Source organism: Haladaptatus sp. DJG-WS-42 (assembly GCF_037198285.1).
Lineage (GTDB): Archaea > Halobacteriota > Halobacteria > Halobacteriales > Halococcaceae > QDMS2.
Genome location: NZ_CP147243.1, coordinates 1,115,055 through 1,134,143, shown reverse-complemented (window position 1 = coordinate 1,134,143; position 19,089 = coordinate 1,115,055). Strand labels below are relative to the sequence as shown.

17 protein-coding genes are annotated in these 19,089 nt (G+C 61.8%); 10 read left to right on the top strand and 7 right to left on the bottom strand.

What is annotated here, in order from left to right; translation table 11 throughout:
- Window positions 1-136: 136 nt before the first annotated feature.
- Both argS and V5N47_RS06225 read right to left on the bottom strand, forming a co-directional pair.
- Entirely contained in the window at window positions 137-1,885 is a 1,749-nt protein-coding gene (gene argS / locus V5N47_RS06230; protein WP_338730007.1) for an arginine--tRNA ligase, read from the bottom strand.
- 39 nt (window positions 1,886-1,924) lie between these two features.
- Window positions 1,925-2,368 carry an HTH domain-containing protein gene (locus V5N47_RS06225; protein WP_338730006.1) on the bottom strand — a complete coding sequence of 148 codons (444 nt, stop codon included), beginning with the start codon at window positions 2,366-2,368 and terminating at the stop codon, window positions 1,925-1,927.
- A 663-nt stretch (window positions 2,369-3,031) separates the two neighbouring features.
- Between V5N47_RS06225 and twy1 the strand changes: the two genes are divergently transcribed.
- From twy1 to V5N47_RS06195, 6 genes are all read left to right on the top strand, one after another.
- The gene (twy1, locus tag V5N47_RS06220; RefSeq protein ID WP_338730005.1) at window positions 3,032-4,012 is read left to right on the top strand and encodes a 4-demethylwyosine synthase TYW1; all 981 of its coding nucleotides are present in this window, start codon (window positions 3,032-3,034) and stop codon (window positions 4,010-4,012) included.
- Window positions 4,013-4,181: 169 nt separating this feature from the next.
- Window positions 4,182-4,889 (top strand): DUF120 domain-containing protein, encoded by a 708-nt coding sequence (locus V5N47_RS06215; RefSeq protein WP_338730004.1) that lies wholly within the window; start codon window positions 4,182-4,184, stop codon window positions 4,887-4,889.
- Entirely contained in the window at window positions 4,889-5,542 is a 654-nt protein-coding gene (ribB, locus tag V5N47_RS06210) for a 3,4-dihydroxy-2-butanone-4-phosphate synthase (protein WP_338730003.1), read from the top strand. Before V5N47_RS06215 ends, ribB begins: the two co-directional genes overlap by 1 nt.
- Before the next feature lie 96 nt (window positions 5,543-5,638).
- Window positions 5,639-6,580: a branched-chain amino acid transaminase gene (locus V5N47_RS06205; protein WP_338730002.1), complete on the top strand. Its 942-nt coding sequence runs from the start codon at window positions 5,639-5,641 to the stop codon at window positions 6,578-6,580.
- 120 nt (window positions 6,581-6,700) lie between these two features.
- Window positions 6,701-7,051, top strand: a complete 351-nt coding sequence (locus V5N47_RS06200) for a nuclear transport factor 2 family protein (protein WP_338730001.1) — start codon at window positions 6,701-6,703, stop codon at window positions 7,049-7,051.
- Window positions 7,052-7,145: 94 nt separating this feature from the next.
- A complete protein-coding gene (locus V5N47_RS06195) occupies window positions 7,146-8,897 on the top strand; it encodes an alkaline phosphatase PhoX (protein WP_338730000.1) in 1,752 nt (583 codons plus the stop codon).
- Between the two features lie 18 nt (window positions 8,898-8,915).
- Here V5N47_RS06195 and V5N47_RS06190 read toward each other — a convergent pair whose 3' ends face one another.
- Window positions 8,916-9,095: a hypothetical protein gene (locus tag V5N47_RS06190; protein ID WP_338729999.1), complete on the bottom strand. Its 180-nt coding sequence runs from the start codon at window positions 9,093-9,095 to the stop codon at window positions 8,916-8,918.
- 42 nt (window positions 9,096-9,137) lie between these two features.
- Window positions 9,138-10,499, bottom strand: coding sequence for a serine--tRNA ligase (serS, locus tag V5N47_RS06185; RefSeq protein ID WP_338729998.1), 1,362 nt, complete (start codon window positions 10,497-10,499; stop codon window positions 9,138-9,140).
- 86 nt (window positions 10,500-10,585) lie between these two features.
- Here serS and V5N47_RS06180 point away from each other — a divergent pair, with 86 nt between their 5' ends.
- Both V5N47_RS06180 and V5N47_RS06175 read left to right on the top strand, forming a co-directional pair.
- Entirely contained in the window at window positions 10,586-11,503 is a 918-nt protein-coding gene (locus V5N47_RS06180) for an MBL fold metallo-hydrolase (protein ID WP_338729997.1), read from the top strand.
- Window positions 11,504-11,695: 192 nt separating this feature from the next.
- On the top strand, window positions 11,696-13,558 hold the full coding sequence (locus V5N47_RS06175) for a cation:proton antiporter (RefSeq protein ID WP_338729996.1): 1,863 nt from the start codon (window positions 11,696-11,698) through the stop codon (window positions 13,556-13,558).
- Window positions 13,559-13,585: 27 nt separating this feature from the next.
- Here the strand turns inward: V5N47_RS06175 and V5N47_RS06170 are convergent, their stop codons facing one another.
- Window positions 13,586-14,608, bottom strand: a complete 1,023-nt coding sequence (locus V5N47_RS06170) for a BtrH N-terminal domain-containing protein (protein ID WP_338729995.1) — start codon at window positions 14,606-14,608, stop codon at window positions 13,586-13,588.
- A 77-nt stretch (window positions 14,609-14,685) separates the two neighbouring features.
- A complete protein-coding gene (locus tag V5N47_RS06165) occupies window positions 14,686-15,822 on the bottom strand; it encodes a thiolase family protein (RefSeq protein ID WP_338729994.1) in 1,137 nt (378 codons plus the stop codon).
- A 117-nt stretch (window positions 15,823-15,939) separates the two neighbouring features.
- Here V5N47_RS06165 and V5N47_RS06160 point away from each other — a divergent pair, with 117 nt between their 5' ends.
- The gene (locus tag V5N47_RS06160) at window positions 15,940-17,301 is read left to right on the top strand and encodes an ATP-binding protein (protein ID WP_338729993.1); all 1,362 of its coding nucleotides are present in this window, start codon (window positions 15,940-15,942) and stop codon (window positions 17,299-17,301) included.
- The gene (locus V5N47_RS06155; protein WP_338729992.1) at window positions 17,301-18,125 is read left to right on the top strand and encodes an MBL fold metallo-hydrolase; all 825 of its coding nucleotides are present in this window, start codon (window positions 17,301-17,303) and stop codon (window positions 18,123-18,125) included. Before V5N47_RS06160 ends, V5N47_RS06155 begins: the two co-directional genes overlap by 1 nt.
- Here the strand turns inward: V5N47_RS06155 and V5N47_RS06150 are convergent.
- The gene (locus tag V5N47_RS06150) at window positions 18,120-19,085 is read right to left on the bottom strand and encodes a DUF5787 family protein (protein ID WP_338729991.1); all 966 of its coding nucleotides are present in this window, start codon (window positions 19,083-19,085) and stop codon (window positions 18,120-18,122) included. The genes V5N47_RS06155 and V5N47_RS06150 overlap by 6 nt on opposite strands.
- Between the last annotated feature and the right edge of the window lie 4 nt (window positions 19,086-19,089).

Here is a 19,089-nt window from a genome sequence, read left to right as displayed (position 1 = left end):
CCCTGCCCACACAGACGCATATGGAAAAAAATGAGTCCGTCCGACTGAGTTGGATACTGCTGTTCCTGCTGATGGCGCTCGGGTTTGGAGCCCTCGTGCTCCTCGGCGTGGGCGGCAGTTTCACCGCCTGAACGGTTTACATCGTGGTCGGCGCGGCAATGCCGAGCACCGACAGCGCGTTTGCGATGGTCGTCCGTGACGCCGCGACCAGCGCGAGGCGCGCGGTACGTACCGATTCATCTTCTTCTTTGAGCACCGGACATTCGCGGTAGAAGCGATTGAACGCCTCTGCGAACTCACGCGTATAGGTGGCGACGATGTGTGGACGGAGTTCTGCTGCAGCCTCTTCGATGACCGCCGGGAAACGTGCAATCTGGCGGAGCAAGGCGCGTTCTGCCTCTGCGGTCAGCACGCTCGCGTCGATTGCTGTTGGCACGGCAGCCTCGTCTAAGATACCGCACGTCCGCGCGTGGACGTACTGGACGTATGGTGCGCTCTGGGCTTCGAAGTCGAGGGCTTGTTCCCACTCGAAGGTGATGCCCTTCGTTGGCTGTTTCGAGACGATGTCGTAGCGAACCGCGCCGATGCCGACCTGTTCTGCGATGCGCTCGATGTCGTCTTCGGTGAGTTCGTTGTCGCGCAGGCGGGTGTCGATGCGGGCTTCGACCTCGTCGCGGGCACGCGAGATGGCTTCATCGAGCAAGTCGTCTAAGTCGATGCCCGTGCCTTTGCGGGTGCTCATCCCGCCTTCGGGGAGATTGACCCACGAGTAGTGAATCGACTGGAGCTGGCTCGTGTCGTTGCCGAGGATTTCGAGGGCACACGAGAGCTGGTCTGCTTGGAGTTTGTGGTCTTCTCCGAGCAGCGTCACGGCGCGGTCGAAGTTCGCGAACTTCCACTCGTGGTGGGCGAGATCGCGTGTGGTGTAGAGTGAGGTCCCGTCAGAGCGCAGGAAGACGAGGTTTTTCTCGATGCCAAACTCGTCGAGTTCGAGTTGCCACGCGTCCTCTTCGAAGACGGCGTACTCGGATTCTTTGAGCCGCGCAACCACGTCGTCACACGAGCCATCGCGCATGAACTCGGTCTCTTTGACGAACCGGTCGAACTCAGCAGGCAATCGATTGAGCGTGTTTTGCATCCCACCGAGGACGGTGTCGACGACGTACTGGACGCGCTCGTAGGTGTCCTCGTCGCCCTCCTCGATGCCTTGGAGGATGGTCGCGATTTCGGCTTCTGCCTCCTCGACTTCGTCGGGGGCGGCGTTCTCCAAGAAGGCGTTGCCCTTGCGGTAGTAGCGAACAAGGTCGTATTCGGGGCTGTCGCGGGCTGGTTGCGCCGCCAGATCATCCTCGTCAAACGTCTCGTAGGCCCACGTGAACACGGCCATCTGGCGCCCGGCGTCGTTTACGTAGTAGTGGGTTTCCACGTCATTGCCCGCAAAGTCGAGGATGCGACGCAGCGAGTCGCCGATGATGGGATTGCGCGCCCGGCCGACGTGAATCGGGCCGGACGGATTGGCGCTCGTGTGTTCGACGACGACGGAGTCGCCAGTTGGCTCTAAACGCCCGTACTCGTCGCTCTGGGCGGCGGCTAAGGTGCCGCCGTAGTAATCGTCAGTTGGGAGAAAGTTCACATAAGGGCCGAGCGTTTGCACCGAGGCGAGATACTCGTAGGGGTCGGTGTCGATGGCGTCTGCGATGTCGTGGGCGATTTTCGGTGGCGGCGCACCCACTTCGCTCGCGAGGCGAAACGAGACGCTCGATGCGAGCACGGCGTCTACGTCTTCTGGCGGCTCTTCGATGCCGAGGTCGTCCGTCGGCAAGTCGAGACTGGCGAGCGCGTCGGACAGGGCCGCTTGCACGTCTGTCCGGAATGAGAGGAACATACCCAGAGTTTAGAAGCGGCCGGTATAAGAAAACGGGTTTTACGCGAGGTTCGCAAGCGCTTGCTCGTTCGCAAGCTTATCGAGCAGGTCGGGGACGCTCTCTGTCCCCGCTGGCTTCGAGCATGGGTAGACGCCGCAAATCTCGTCTTCGTCGCGCACGAGCACGCACATGATGGGCAGGGTCAGTTTTTCCTGTTCGTGCTTGCGTCCCGGACGCGTTTTGAAAAACGGCTCCATCGAGTAGTCCGTCTCTGCGAGTGCGGCCTCGATTTCTGCGACCGTTTCGAGCGTATCTTCCGCCGAATCGTCACCGACGCCGACGCGACTGCTCCAGAGATTCACCGACACCCCGTTGAGTGCGTCGCTTTCTGCGTGTTCACGCAGTGTTTCGACCATTTTACGCTGGCGCTGTTGTGCTTCCCACGGCACGAACGCCCGCATGTACACCTCCACCGTTAGTTCCCTCGTGAGCGCGAGACTCATGGTGGACCTTACTATGTGAACCCAACATATAATGTTTTCTCGCGAATAACTTGGACAAAATTATATCCTATTAGGGGGCATTAATACCGCTGCTGTCTGGCGATTTCTTGGCTGCCGTCAGACACACGTCAACTTTATTGAACCTCATATCAGGCTTGCCGTCACTCGAATCCATCACAATTTCTAAATGTTTGAGTGCCTTTACGTCGTGACCCACGACCTATTACTGGTTTATTAACAGTATCTTGAACCACCGCTGCCTCCTGCGCGTTGCTCCTCTTCGATTGACATTTTCTGCGTGTTACCACAACGGTATGTATTGGATATTACGTCTGCAGGATACGGATACTCCGTGCAATCGAGAGCCTCTCTCCCGACCAGACGTGCTCCAGTGAGGGGCGTCACGCATGGTCCATTTCTCGCGTGCCACATCCCACGATGAACCCGCATTGGCGGTGTTCGATGGGCCTGTTCCTCGTGAATCCAGCAACCATCCACCCTATTTTTTCGCCGGTTGGTGGCCATCCCAGCGTGTATGACAACTGCTGCCCTCAACGACCAAGCCCTCCGCACCACGTTCAAAACGCGCGAGTGAATCGCCGCTGGTGTGGACGGTTCGCGGGTGGAAAGAGTGTTGTATGCCCGGTGTCCACACTGCTAACAATGAGTGATTCGGACGGGCCAGGTCAGGTGGGGACGCCGAACTACCACCACGAGAACCACACGGCCGCCCAAACCTGTGGCTGGACGGCGAACGCCCTGCGCGGAGAAGGTCGGTGCTACAAAAACATCTTCTACGGCATCGAATCACACCGCTGCATCCAGATGACGCCGGTCGTAAAGTGCAACGAGCGGTGTGTCTTTTGCTGGCGCGACCACCGCGGCCACGCCTACGAACTCGACGACGTGCAGTGGGACGACCCAGCGGCCGTCGTGGAGGCGAGCATTAAACTCCAGCGCAAACTCCTTTCTGGGTTCGGTGGCAACGACAACGTTCCCCGCGAGCTGTTCGACCAAGCGATGGAACCGCGCCACGTTGCCATCTCCTTGGACGGCGAGCCGTCTCTCTACCCGTACCTCCCCGAACTCATCGACGAGTTCCACGCCCACGACATCACGACGTTCCTCGTTTCCAATGGGACGCGGCCCGAAGTCATCGAGCGGTGTGACCCGACACAACTCTACATCAGCGTTGACGCCGCAGACCGCAAGACGTTCGACAACACGGTTCGCTCCGTCGAGGACGACTCGTGGGAGCGGCTCATCGACACGATGGACGTGCTCGCGGCGAAGAAAGCCACCCGCACCGTCCTCCGCACGACGCTCGTCAAAGGCGTGAACATGCAGAATCCTGATTGGTACGCTGCCCTTTTCGACCGCGCGGACCCCGACTTCGTGGAACTCAAGGCGTACATGCACGTCGGCCACTCGCGGGGTCGCTTAGACCGCGATTCGATGCCGAGTCACGAAGAGGTCATCGCGTTCACGGAGGCGGTACAGGAGTTCATGCCCGCCCACACCGAACTCAAACACGTGCCCGCTTCGCGGGTGACGCTCCTCGCAAAAGACACGGATACGTGGGTGCCGAAACTCAAGAAAGGAAGCGACTTTTGGGCGCGCGACCCGCTCACGGGACAGCCGTAGTCTCTCGATTTTTGTACATCCGACGAAATCCGCCGTGACCGGAGCCTTTAGGCGTCTCCTCGCCATCAGAACGGATACGACACTCGGCGCGCGGCGCGTCAACCATCTCATTTCTGAGATGCTTTCCATTTCCGTTATGCTTATCTCTGGTGAGAGAGAATTCTCAGGTATGTCTGGAATCGCACGGCTCGAAATCGGGCACGACGCCCTCGCAACACTCAAACTCCTCGCCCTTGATGGTGCACTTTCTGGCGAGGTGAAGGCCTCCTGTGCCAACCTCGCCGCCCGCCTCGACGCCTCGAACCAAACCGCCTCTCGCCGCCTCCAGCGCCTCGAAGAGGCCGACTTCATCGACCGCGAAATCGTGAGCGACGGCCAGTGGATTTCGATTACCGACGCTGGCGAGCGCGCGCTTCGCCGCGAATTCGCCGACTATCGACGCATCTTCGAACAGAACACCCAAATCGACCTCTCCGGGACCGTCACCGGCGGGATGGGCGAAGGCCGCCACTACATCTCACTCCCCGGCTACCACGAGCAGTTCGTCTCTCGACTCGGCTACGAGCCGTTCCCCGGCACGCTGAATGTAAACCTCACCGATGAGAGCGTGCGAGCGCGGTCTGGCCTCCACGCCCTCGACCCCATCCCAATCGACGGCTGGGAGGACGACGAGCGAACCTATGGCCCGGCGGTCTGTTACGCGGCGCGCCTCGAAACCGTCGATGGCGAGTCGTACGAACCCGTCCACGTGGTCGCCCCAGAGCGCACCCACCACGACGAAGACCAACTCGAACTGATTGCGGCGACGAAGCTCCGTGACGAATTACGCCTCGAAGATGGCGACCACGTCACTGTGCACGTCGTGGAGGGCAACTGATGGCCCAAACCGCGAGCGATTTAGACCGCGTGATTGCGGCGTTCAAAGCCGGTGGCCCGGTGCTCATCCACGACGCCGCAGACCGCGAAGGGGAAACAGACCTTATCTACCCCGCCGCGAACGTGGCTCCGGCCGACGTCGCTCGGCTGCGAAACGACGCGGGCGGCCTCGTCTGTGTGGCGCTTTCTGACGCCGTCGCCGACGACTTTGGCCTGCCGTTCCTCCAAGACGTGCTCGACCACCCAATCGCCGACGGCCACGACCTCGGCTACGACGAGCGCTCGTCGTTCTCGCTCACGGTGAACCACCGCGATACGTTCACCGGCATCACCGACGAAGACCGGGCGCTCACGATTGCGGAACTCGGCCGCGCCGCCGCGGACACAGCGGCCATTGATTTCGCCGCCGAATTCCGCGCGCCCGGTCACGTCCACCTGCTTCGGGCAGCACCGGGCCTGCTCGCAGAGCGCATGGGCCACACCGAACTCGGGATTGCGCTCGCAGACGCCGCGGGCGTCGCCCCCGCCGTCGTGGTCTGTGAGATGCTCGACGACGAGACGGGAAAGGCACTCTCGCCTGCGGATGCGCGGGCCTACGCAGACCGCCACGGCTTCCCGTACATCGAAGGCGCACGACTGGTCTCTGAGCTCTAACACGGTTTTGTCGGCTCCTTTCCGCGGCTCACAACAACAAGAAATGATGGTGAAGGTTTCTGAGTCTTTATACCGGTGGCGTCCATTTCTCGGAGTATGAGTGGCTTTGCAGACATGGACATCGATACGATTTGGATGAACGGCGAGTTCGTCGATTGGGACGACGCGAAGATTCACGTCATGTCCCACGGCCTCCACTACGGCACGGGGGTTTTCGAGGGCGTTCGCTCCTACGACACCGAGCGCGGGCCCGCGATTTTCCGCTGGGAGGAGCACTTAGACCGCCTCTACAACTCCACGAAGCCGTACAACATGGAGATCGAGCACTCCCCTGAGGAACTCACGAACGCGACGGTCGAACTCTTAAAACGCCAGAATCTCAAATCGTGTTACATCCGCCCGATTGCTTTCTTCGGCTACGACTCGCTCGGCGTGAGCCCGCGTGACTGCCCGACCGACGTGGCCATCGGCGCGTGGCCGTGGGGCACCTACCTCGGCGACGACGCACTCGAAAACGGCGTCGAAGTGATGGTCTCCTCGTGGCGCAAGCACTCCTCCAGCCAGATTCCGACCAACGCCAAAACGACGGGCCTCTACGTCAACAGCCTCCTCGCGGGCGAAGAAGCCCGCCGCAACGGCTACGCAGAAGCCATCGTCCTCAACAAAGAGGGCAACGTCGCAGAAGGGCCCGGCGAGAACATCTTCCTCGTCCGCGACGGCGAAATCTTCACGCCCGGCCTCGCAGAGAGCATCTTAGACGGGATTACCCGCAGCACGCTCATCACCCTCGCCCGCGAGCAGGGCTACACCGTCCACGACAACGCGACCATCTCCCGTGGTGAACTCAACACGGCAGATGAACTGTTCTTCACCGGCAGTGCTGCGGAAGTCACGCCCATCCGCAAGGTCGATAACGTCGTCATCGGCAACGGGTCGCGCGGCCCCGTCACCGAGCAACTCCAGCGCGCCTTCTTCGACCTCGTCGAGCGTCGCACCGACGCCCACGACGACTGGTTCCTCTACGTCGACGAGCAGTAACCTCGCCCGCTACTTTCGGCTGTAACCGTTGTGGCCCCTCGCCTCTTTTGCCGGCGAGAGTGTCCGCTGGCCGACAGCCAAAAGTACACCTTCTTTGGTTCCCCACCCCGAGTGACGACCATGCACGAAGCCGTCGCCCGCGCCTTCTACGCCGCGATTGACGAAGGCGAGTACGACCGCCTCGAAGGGCTCCTCACCGCTGAGTTCGTCCACGACCGCCCCGACCAGACGCTTCGCGGCCGCGAGACGTTCATCCGATTCATGCGCGACGAGCGCCCGCTCACCGAGACGCACCACGACGTCGAGGCGGTGTATGTCGCGGAGTCGGAAGTCGCCGTTCGCGGGACGCTCCGTGACGCAGATGGCGACACGCTGCTCAAATTCGTTGACGTCCACGAGGGTACGGATGAGCGCATCAGCGCCATCACCACCTACACCACGAAGGTGGCATCTCAACTGACTGAACAATAGCACTATTGAGCTATCAGCGTATTATTTCCACTATTGCCTAAACTATATATTTAATAGCAACAATTATTGTATTAAACTCCGCAGTGTTCCGTGGATGCCTTCCAACTTCTCCAGACGGAACCTCATGCTCGCAAGCGCGCTTGCGGCCATGGGCAGTTACGCACAGAGTGCAAAGGCGGCTCGCGGTGACCACGACGACGATGGGCCAACGCTCAACCGGTTTGCGACGACCGTAAAAGGCGCAGAGATCACTGGCCTGTTCCTCACCGCAGGCGGACAGCTGTTCTTCAACGTCCAGCACCCATCCGAGGAAAACGACGTTCACGAGGGGTACCAACAGGGGGCTGTTGGCCACCTGCGCGGGTTCAACATGCACACCCTCTCCGAGGACTTCGAGAGCGTCCAACTCCCGAAAAACGAGTCCCAGCGCGAGCAAGTCAGAACTGCTCGCGGCACCTACGAGTTCCTCGCCCACGGCGGTGAGCAACTCCCGAACGGCGACTTGCTCGGGATTCCAACGACGCCAGAGGGCGAACCACTTACTGAAGGGATGAACCCCGACTTCAACGGCTTCGTCCCCGTGGCGGAACGCTCGGGACGGAGACAGACACCGGAACGCGAGGGCTATCTGTTCACCAACTGGGAAGCCCGCCCCGGCGCGATGAGTCGGCTTCACCTCGAACAGCGTGGCAACCGCTACGAAGTGGTTGACCGGATGAACGTCGATTTCTCCGGCGTCGAGGGGACGTGGGTCAACTGCTTTGGCTCGGTTTCGCCGTGGAACACGCCGCTCACCTCAGAAGAACTCTACTTCGACAACAGTGCAGATTGGAACAACCCCGACTATGGCTACATCGACGGCGTCGAAACCCTCGCCGCCCACCTCGGCTCCTACCCGAATCCGTACCGCTACGGTTACATTGTCGAGATTACGGCGCCAGCAAGCGACGACCCGACGCCACAGAAGCTGACGCCGATGGGCCGGTTCTCCCACGAGAACTCCGTCGTCATGCCCGACGAGCAGACGGTGTACCTGAGCGACGACGGCACGGGCACGGTGTTCTTCAAATTTGTCGCAGACGTTCCGGGTGACCTCACCGCAGGAACCCTCTACGCCGCGAAGGCGACCCAAGACCGCGGAACCGACTACAACACCGTCGGCTTCGACCTCGATTGGCTCGAACTCGCTCACGGGAGTACCGACGAAATCGAGTCGTGGATTGCCGAGTACGACGGCATCACCCAGGACGACTACGTGGCTGGCGAGAACTCCTACATCACCGACGCGGAAATCGAGGCGTGGGCGCGTGGCGAGGCCGACGACGACCGTGTCGCGTTCTTAGAATCACGCAAAGCCGCGGAGGCAATCGGCGCGACCGCCGAGTTCCGCAAGATGGAGGGCGTAAATATCAAACGCGACGCCCGGCCCGGCGACTACCTCTACATGGCCATGTCCGCCGTCACGAAGACGATGGCAGACGACGAGGGTGACGTGCAACTCGCGGACAACGAGTACGGCGCAGTGTACCGGATGCAACTCGGCCGCGACTACAATGTCTCGCGCATGGAACCCGTCGTGACTGGCGGCCCGAATGCGAACGTCTGTGGGGGCTGTCCGTACGACGCCAGCCCCGACTCTGCGAATACCGCCTGTCGTGACTGCGCGCACAACCCGAAAAACGAGGAAAACGACGGCTTCGCCACCTTCGGCGGCGAGCGAGACCCAGACAACACCATCGCAAACCCGGACAACTTGGTCGTGATGGACGACGGTCGCGTCATCATCGGTGAGGACTCGGGCCTCCACGACAATAACATGATTTGGGTCTACAACCCCAGCGAATAGACCGTTTTTCTCTCTTTTTCAGAGCACGTCACGCGCAAAATGAGCGAACGCGCCAGCGACCACAAAGGCGAGCGCGAAGAACAAGCCGAGTCGCGCTAGGAGCTCAAAATCGCTCGTGGCGTACTCGACGGTCACGAAGAGTGCGGCAAGCCCGAGGAGCAGAAACTTCAGTTGAACCACGTCGCCGAGGCGAACCATTGTTGTGACGCAGGTGCCGAGAACCGAAAAACGGTGGGGTGGTCAGTCGCGCTTGCCCGCGCCGAGTGCCGCCTCACCAACCGGTTGGTGACCCTCGATGACTTCTTGCCCGCCCATGTACGGTCGGAGTGCCTCGGGGACGGTGACCGTGCCGTCTGGGTTCTGGTAGTATTCGAGCACCGCGACCAGCACGCGAGGGAGCGCGAGGCCCGAAGCGTTCAGCGTGTGGAGGTATTCGGCGGAGCCGTGGCGTTCTGGCCGGTAGCGCAGGCCGGCGCGGCGGGCTTGGAAGTCCTCGAAGTTCGACGCCGAGGAGACTTCGAGCCAGCGGCCGCCCTCGTCGGGGCCGTCTTCCATGTCGTCGCCGGGGGCCCAGACTTCGATGTCGTAGGTCTTCGCGGAGGCGAAGGTGAGGTCGCCGGTACACAGCGAGAGGATGCGGTAGGGCAGGCCGAGTTGTTTGAGGACTTCTTCTGCCTCACCGAGGAGGCCTTCTAAGCGGTCGTAGCTCTCTTCTGGGCGGACGAAGTTCACCAACTCGACTTTGTTGAATTGGTGGACGCGGACGATGCCGCGGGTTTCCGTGCCGTGTTCACCGGCCTCGCGCCGGAAGTTCGGCGTGAAGGCCTGATGTTTGAGTGGGAGGTCGTCGTCCAGCAGAATCTCGTCTCGGTACATGTTGGTGACGGGCACCTCTGCGGTCGGGCAAAGCCAGAGGTCTTCGCCTTCGAGTTTGTAGGCGTCGTCTGCGAACTTCGGCAGTTGACCCGTGCCGGTCATCGACTCACTGGAGACGGGAATCGGCGGCATCACGTCCACGTAGTCTTGCTCGCGGTGGACGTCCAGCATGAACTGGATGAGCGCGTGTTCTAAGCGTGCGCCGTCGCCTTTGAGGAAGTAGAAGCCTGCGCCGGACACTTTTGCGCCGCGGGCTTCATCGATAATCTCTAACTCCTCGCCGAGTTCGTAGTGGGGTTTGATGGAAGCCGGAAGGATGCGCCGGTCGTCGAAGCCCCAGCGGCGCTCTTCGACGTTGTCGGACTCGTCAGCCCCGACCGGGACGCTCTCGTGGGGGACGTTCGGGAACTCGAGGAGTTCTTTTTCGAGTTTCCCTTCGAGGTCGTCGGCCGCGGTCTCGATGCTCTCTAGCTCTTCTTTGAGCTCGCTAGAGCGGTCGATGCACTCTTGGGCGGCCTTTTCTTGGCCCTCGCGCTTGAGTTGGCCAATCTGACTGGACACCTCGTTGCGCTCGTGTCGCAGGTCGTCCCCGCGGCTTTTCAGGTCGCGCCACTGCTCGTCTAAGTCGAGCACGTAATCGAGGTCTACGTCGTTCGCCATACCGCGTGCGGCAAGGGCGTCGCTGACCTCTCCTGCGTGCTCACGAAGGTATCGCCTCCCAAGCATTCGTGGCCGAGGGTTCACGACGCCGGGGCAAAACCGTGTCGCTCTCACCCCCGAGAGCTTTTTCTTTTCCGGCCCGTGGGTCGCGTATGGGAATTGGTGACGTTTACGAAGTGACGACCGGCAACTGTTCTGATCTCTACTATCTCGACACGGGGATGTACGACACGCCCCAGTACGGCGCGGTCTACATCCTCGACGCCGACAACCCCGCCATCATCGACACCGGCATCGGCACGCGCTATGAGAACATCTTAGACGCCCTCGCAGAACTCGACATCGCCCGCGAAGACGTCGAATACATCCTCCCAACGCACGTCCATCTCGACCACGCGGGCGGCGCGGGATACCTCGCAGCGGAACTCCCGAACGCGACGGTCGGCATCCACAAAATCGGTGCCCGCCACCTCGTTGACCCCTCTCGCCTCGTCAAAGGCACCAAGATGGCCGTTGGCGATGCGTGGGAGTTCTACGCCGAACCGAAGCCCGTCCCCGAAGACCGCATCCGCGAACTCACCGACGGCGACGTTATCGACCTCGGCAACCACACCCTCGGCGTCCACCACGCGCCGGGCCACGCCCCCCACCAAGTCATCTTCCACGACCCGCGAAACGACGCCGTGTTCACCGCCGACGCCGCGGGCATCTACCATCAGGACGCAGACCGCGTGCTCGTCACCTCGCCGCCGCCGAATTTCGACTTAGCCCAGTGTCTCACGGACGTAAAGCTCATCGACGCGCTCCAGCCTTCGACGCTCCTCTACGCCCACTTCGGGCCGAAAGAGACCGGCGAGCGCCTCCAGACCTACGCGAACGTCCTCACCGAATGGGTCGATGAGATTGCGGCGGCGAAAGCCGACCTCGGCGACGATGAGGCGGTCGTAGACCACTTCCTCGAAACCACTGACCTTGATGAACTCTGGGGTGAGCGCAAGGCGAGAGACGAGATTCGGATGAACACTTCGGGCGTGTTGCTGGCTCTCGCGCGCGAACAAGAGACCGCGTAGACGCGAACGGTTCTGGGGTGGGAACACGGGTGTCCTTTCTGTCACCTGCGTACCACCACTGAAAAAAGACTGGCGGGTCAGTTTCTCACGCTATCGCGACCATGTAGCGGCGATGTATGCCGATTAGTGGCCATCTGAAGAGGTGCGTTTATCAGTCGTCCGTCCGTTACCGCGACTAATGGAGGAGACACAGTGGCAGAAGGCGGCTCGCTGATTCCGCTCGTCGCCGCAATCATCGGCATCGGCGTCGGCGCGCAGGTGTTAGCAGACCGATTCCGTGTGCCGAGTATCATCTTCCTCATCGCTTCCGGGATTGTCCTCGGGCCAGAGGGGCTTGGCTTCGTTACTCGGGAGTCGTTCGGAAGCGGCCTGTCGACGATTGTGGGGCTCTCAGTCGCCATCATCGTCTTCGAGGGGGCGTTCCACCTGCGAATTAACAACCTGCGAGAGGCTCCCGCAGCGACCATCCGCCTCGTCACGGTTGGGGCGGCCATCGCCCTCGTCGGAACGGCGGCCATCGTCCACTTCGCCCTCGGCGTGTCGTGGACAGTCGCCGCGCTCGTTGGCGCGTTGTTGGTCGCAACCGGCCCGACGGTCATCGCCCCGATTCTCGTCGTCGTTCCCGTCCGCGACCGCGTGGCGACGGCCCTCGAAACGGAAGGTATCGTAAACGACGTGACGGCGGCCATCATCGCCGTCGTCGTCTTCGAGATTCTCCTCGTCGGCGACGCGACGCCATTCGAGTTCATCCAACTGTTCATCGAACGCCTCGGTGTTGGAATGATCGTCGGTGCGGTGGTCGCCGCCGCACTCTGGTACCTGCTCCGATACGTCGACCTTTCGCCCGCGAACGCGCCGCAGAACGCTCGTCTACTCACCCTCGCAGGGGCGCTCGTCGCCTTTGCCGCCGCAGACGCCGTCCGCACGGAGGCGGGCATCGCGGCGGTCGCAACCGCAGGCATCCTGCTCGGCAACACGGACGTGCCCTACGAGGAGCAAATCTCTGAGTTCAAAGGCGACATCACGCTGCTCGTGTTGTCGTTCGTGTTCATCGCGCTCGCGGCGTTGCTCGACTTCGAGACGCTGCTCGGCCTCGGTGTGCGCGGCCTCATCGTCGTGGTCGTCGTCGCGCTCATCATCCGCCCGGTGCTCGTGTTCATCTCGACGCGAGGCGACCGCTTTACGCAGGGTGAAAAGCTGTTCATGAGCTTCGTTGGCCCGCGCGGGATTATCCCCGCGTCTGTGGCGACGTTGTTCGCCGTCGAGTTACAGGCACAGGGATTCGACGAAGCAGCGACCGTGCTCGTCGGCACGGTGTTTCTGGTCATCCTCATGACCGTCGTGTTCGAGGGTGGCTTCGCTCGGTACATCGCAGAATATCTGGACGTGATTCCAATGCGCGTAATTATCGTCGGCGGCGGAAAGGTGGGCCGCGCGCTCGCCGAACGCCTTGTCGACCGTGGCGAGAACGTAGTGATTATCGAACAAGACAGCTCGGTGCTCCAAATCGCCCGCGACGCGGGCTACACCGTCCATAACGGTGATGGAACCGACACGGACGTGTTGCGCTCTGCGGGGGCGGACAACGCCAAAACCATCGTCGCCGCGACCGGCGACGACGACGTGAACCTGCTCGTCTCGCAACTGGCGAGTTCGAAATTCGGCATCGACCGCATCATGGCGCGGGCGAACAATCCCGACAACGTCGATGCGTTCGAGGAACTTGGCGTGCGCACCATCTCTTCGTCGCTCGCAACCGCCTACGCCCTCGACAACCTCATCGAGCGCCCCGCGCTCTCGAACTGGATGACCGAAATCGGGCGGTCTGGCGACGTTCAAGAGACGGAAGTCACCGCGGAAGAACTCGTGGGGAAAACCATCGGCGAAATCGACGTAGAACTCCCCGATGGCGTCCTCATCGCGCTCGTGAGTCGCGACGGGAAAAACCAGATGCCAGACGAGGGCTTCACCCTCCAAAACGGCGACCACGTCACGCTGCTTGGGCGCAAAGAGTCCGTCCGGCAGGCGCTCAAGACGTTCCACCCACACGACTAACCAGCCGTTTTTGTTCGTTTCCTGCGCTCACTCAGCGAGTGCGGCGTCGAGGTCGGCAATGAGCGCGTCTTCTTTCGCCGCGAGGTCGGCAACGGCGTCGCTAAGCTCCACAAACTGTGTGCGCAACTCAGCGGCACTCTCTGCCCTGCTCGCGGCTTTGAACTCCGCGCCAACCACCGTCCAGTCGTCGGCAATCTCGTGCATTCGCTCGCCGTGGCTGGCGGTAATTTCAGGGAGGACGTCGGCCATCGAATCGAGAAACTCGGCGTAGAGCCGACGGAACGAGCCACCGCCGGTTCCGCGACGTTCGACCATCTGGTAGGCAAAGCGCGCCGTCCACGTGACTTCGCGGCAGTCGCCGAGCGACGTGAACTCGGGAAGTTCTGCGGCGAACTCATGGAGGCCAGCGAGGCCGTGGGTTGCGTCGACGGCTCCGAGCGGCCACGGCGAGGTGTCGGGGTCTTGCATGTACGCGACCGCCGTCTGAATCGCTTGCCGTGCCGCCTGTTCGAGCGTGGCCTGCGGCTCTGGGTCGGTGACGACGATGTACCGCCGAGAGAGTGGCACCATCGCCTGTGAGGTCCACGCCTGCTCGAAATCTTCGCGGGAGACGGTTTGCAGCTCGTCGAATTCGCTATCTGAAATCTGCACCGTCTCCTCGTCGTACCCCACGAGGAGGACGATGTGCGGAGCGAAGTGGGTGTCCGTGCCGTAGTAGTCGAGGTAGAACAAATCGACGAACGCCATCACTGGCTTGTCCGCGTCGATGGCGGTTTCGACGGCGCCCCACGCGTCTGCTTTCTCTTGGCCCTCGCGTTCGACGTGCGGGATGTCGAGATTCGAAAAAAACGCCGACTCCATCCAGAGTGGGCGGCCGAGAAAAATGCGGTACGGCGAGTCGCTGGTGTGGAGGTAGGTGAACCCAAGTCCTGAGGCGAGGCCGAAGCTCTCGGCTTCCGAAAAGCCCCAATTGTAATAGGTCGCGAGATTGCGAAGTGAGGTAGACCCACAGTGCCGTCCGGGTTCGTGGGCGTAGCCCGAAAGGTGCATAGCGGCGCTTCGAGAGCGCGGGCGATAACGATTGTGTCCTCGGTGGTCACACCCGCTCGCTCGTGTATCTGACGTTCTTACCGGCTGAATTCGATGGCCGCACCTTGGCCAAAGCCGACACAGAGGGTGGCGAGGCCGAGGGCTACGTCCTGTTTGATCATCTCGTGGATGAGCGTGACCGGGAGACGCGCGCCGCTCGCGCCGAGCGGGTGGCCAATGGCGATTGCGCCGCCGTTCACGTTGAGGATGTCCTGGTCGATGCCGAGTTCGTTCGCCGAGTAGACACACTGGCTTGCGAATGCTTCGTTGATTTCGACGAGGTCGTACTCTTCGATGTCGCGTCCGGAACGTTCGAGCAGGCCGCGCGTTGCGGGGACGGGACCAATGCCCATCACCGTTGGGTCAACGCCCGCGACGTTGTTGTTGCCGACCTCTGCGAGGATGTCGAGGTCGTGTTCTTCTGCGAACGCTTTGGAGGTGACGAGCAGGGCGGCCGCGCCGTCTGAAATCTGGGAGGCGTTGCCCGGCGTGACCGTGCCGTCAGCCTTGAACACGGAGGGGAGCCCGGCGAGCTTTTCTGCGGTGGTGCCCGGTCGGAGCCCCTCGTCTTTCGATATCTTCGCCTCGCCGTTGTCGATGGGGACGATTTCGTCTTTGAACCGGCCGGATTCGGTGGCTTCGACGGCGCGTTGCTGGCTGCGGGCGGCGAACTCGTCTTGCACCTCACGGCTGATGTCGTATTCCGCTGCGACCTTCTCTGCGGTCATGCCCATCGAGAGCTCTGCGACGTTGTAGTGGTCGTTCATCGCGGGGTGGGTGTTGTGCGTGTTCTCGCCCATCGGGACACGAGACATGCTTTCGACGCCGCCGGCGATGATGGCATCGCGCTGCCCAGCGCGGATGGCGTCGGAGGCCGAAATGACCGCCTGCATCGAGGAGGCACACCAGCGGTTGATGGTCGTCGCCGGGACGGACTCACCAAGCTCTGAGAGCAGCGCGATGACGCGCGCCATGTTGTTACCCTGCTCGCCGCGCTGTTGGGCACAGCCCCACATGAGGTCGTCAATGTCGTCGCCTGCGAGGTTCGTTCGCGCGAGGATCTCGTTTACGAGCGGAATCGAGAGATCTTCTGCGCGGACGTCTGCGAACACGCCGCCGTCTTTCCCCTGGGGGGTTCTCACGGCCTGTACGATGACGGGAGTGGTGTCTGCCATGGGGGTACATAGGTGCTTGGTGTTTGTTAAAGGCACGCGAACCCACAGGCCGAGTGTTCGGAGTTTATTGGGGCCGTTCGACGGTCTTATGGCACTCGCCCCCTTAATCCCCCGAGAATGAGCAGCCCGGAGCTTTCCGTCGTTGAGTTCTTGTTGACGACACATCTCTACAACCAAGACCGCGACCGCGACGAGAACGACCTTCCACCCCGCTATCGCCGGGTTTTCTGGGGTGAGGAGGGCATCGAGCGCCCGCTTCCTTCGACCCTGAAGAAAGCCGCCGCGGCCACCGGCGTCGAACACCCGTGGGAGGCGGTCTCGGGTCTGATGTTCACTGATTTTGACGACTTCAACCAGGTCATCAAACTCACCGAAGCCGACCTCGCAAAACAGTGGTATCTCGATCGCGCCGGGCCAGAGCGCATCATGGACGTCCCTACCCTCGCCGCGGCGTTCGAGGAGGAGGTCGAAGGCCTCGATTACGAACACTCCCGGGCACAAAACCGCCCCCTCCGCGCAGACCGCGTCTGGATTGACAGCCTCTTAGAGGAGTACTTCGAGAGTGAGGAAGAAGAGGAGATGCTCGACCTCGTGGACATCCTCGCACCCGAAGAAATCGATATGAGCCTCGATGACCTCGTCCTCACCGCAGACCAGGAAGGCGAGATTCTGAAGATCATGAAGGCCATCGAGCACCGCGACTACCTCGCCCAGATTGGCCTGCGCGAAATCGGGAAGCTCCTCTACGTCGGCCCACCGGGAACCGGGAAAACGACGACCGCTCGCGCGCTTGCCCACGAACTCGACCTGCCGTTTGTCGAGGTCAAGCTCTCGATGATTACGAGCCAGTACTTGGGTGAAACGGCGAAAAACGTCGAGAAAACGTTCGAGGTGGCAAAGCGCCTCTCGCCGTGTATCTTGTTCATGGACGAATTCGACTTCGTCGCCAAAACGCGGGCATCGGACGAACACGCCGCCATCAAGCGCGCGGTGAACACCCTGCTCAAGTCCATCGACAACATCAGCCTGATTCAAGACGACGTGCTCCTCATCGGCGCGACGAACCACCCAGACCAGCTCGACGCAGCAGCGTGGCGGCGCTTCGACGAGATTGTGAACTTCCCGAAACCAGACCGTCAGATGCGCTCTGACATCCTCTGGCTCATCACTCGCAACATGGAGATCGTGGACTTCGACCCCAACGAGGTCGCAGACCTCACCGAGGGGCTCACCGGGAGCGACCTCCGCCTTGTGATGCGCGAAGCCGTGCTCGAAGCGCTCACTGAAGAACGGATGGTGCTCACCCAACAAGACCTCTTAGACGCCATCACCGACTTCGAGGAGCGCGACACGCTCAAAGACTTAGACATGATGAACGGCGACCACGACGCGCTCATCGCGGGCGGCAGCGACATGCCCGGCGGGTCTGACTCGGACCACGACCACAGCCACGACGACCACGATCACGACCACGACTGATGCAGGTCACGCTCCTTGGCACCGGTGACACGACGGGGACGCCCACCCCGAACTGTGGCTGTGACACCTGCGAAGAAGCCCGGGAGCGCGGCGTCCACCGCAGTCGCTTTTCAGTGCACGTCTACAACGAACGCACCGACGAAACTCTGCTCGTAGACGTGAGTCCAGACTTTCGCCACCAGTTTCTCACGAACGACCTCACGCTTCCCGACGCGGCGCTCATCACCCACATCCACTTCGACCACGTCGATGGCCTCGGGAACGCCTACCGCCTGCTCTCCGACCTGCCAGTCTATGCAGGTGCGGAGGTAGACCCCGTCACCGGCGAGAGCGTCGCGGAGACGATTCGACAGAAGTTCGACTACCTCCGCGCGGTCACCGTCCACGACGTCCACCCCTTCGAGACCCAGCGCCTCTGTGGCCTTGACGTGACGTTCGTGCCGGTTGACCACCCACCGCTGCTCTGTTACGGCGTCGTCATTGAAGACCCGGAAACCGGCGCGAAACTCTCTATTTCCGGCGACACGAGCTTCGACATGCCCGCCCAGTCGCGCGACCTGCTCGCCAATCCAGACTTACTCCTCGCAGACGGCATCGTCCCCGGCCACCTCTCAAAACACCACCCGGCAGGCGGCGACCACCACGACGATGACGGCAACCCGCGTACCTTCGGCTCGAAACACATGACCCGCGAGGGAGCGATTGCGCTCGGAACCGAACTGAACGCAGCCATCACCCGCCTCGTCCACATCGCCCACTACTACCCCGTCGAGGAAGCGTTCGAAGACCCGCTCGCCGTCGATGGCGAACAATATCGACTATAGAAAGCGGTCGAGCCCGCTCTGGGTGCGCGGGCCTTTTGGCTTTGCGACCCACGGCGTCCGACTGTCGCGGACGGCTTCGACGTCCACTTCGGGCGGCTCTGCGGGTTCGTAGCCCGGACACGCCGGGCCGCACTCGTCTGTCGGATTCACCACGGAATCTTTCCACTCGCAGTAGGGGATGCCTTCGGCTCCGGCAACCGTTCTCGCCGCCCCGTGGACACACGCCGGAAGCGAAAAACTCCGCCACCCCTTGCCATACGCCCGCTCGGCCATCCGGCGGCGGAGTCTGGCCTTTTCGGCCGCCGTCGCAACCTGCATGTCGGTTCGCCCGGTGTACGCATCGACGATATCCACGCCCGATGCAGCGGGGTCAAGCGGCGTCGGTTCACGGATGACTTCGAGGCCCCCCGTTTCCGGTCGAAACCGCCACACGCCCACTTCCTCGGGGATTCTGTTCAAGTGCGCGCCGGTGACGTAGGATTCGGTGGCGAGAATTACCTCGTCGAACACGCCGAGGGACACGTCTTTGCGCAACTGGAGTTCCAAATCACCCGGCACAGCAAGGTCTGGCTTGTTCTCGATGCCGACCAACTTGCCGAACCAGTCGTCGGGATACCGCGCCGTCTGTCGGACGTAGAGGCGCGACCCTCGGCGCACGCGCTCGAAAAAGCCAATCTCGATGGCACGCTCTGCGACGCTCCGCGCCCGGTCAGGGTGCATATCGAAGCAGTTTCGATAATACCGGGCTTGGCCCACTCCCGCGCGACTTTCGATGGCCGCCTCGGGAATCTCGTGAGGCGTGATGGCCGCCCGTTTCTCGAACGCGGGGCCGGGTTCGACGCAGATGATGTCCATGATGCGCCGCCCGTGGACGCTCGCGCCGAGTTGGCGGGCGATAATCTCGTCTCGCTCGCGCTCAAGGAGGGCACAGAGGGCCACCTCGAACGCAAACTCGGACATATGG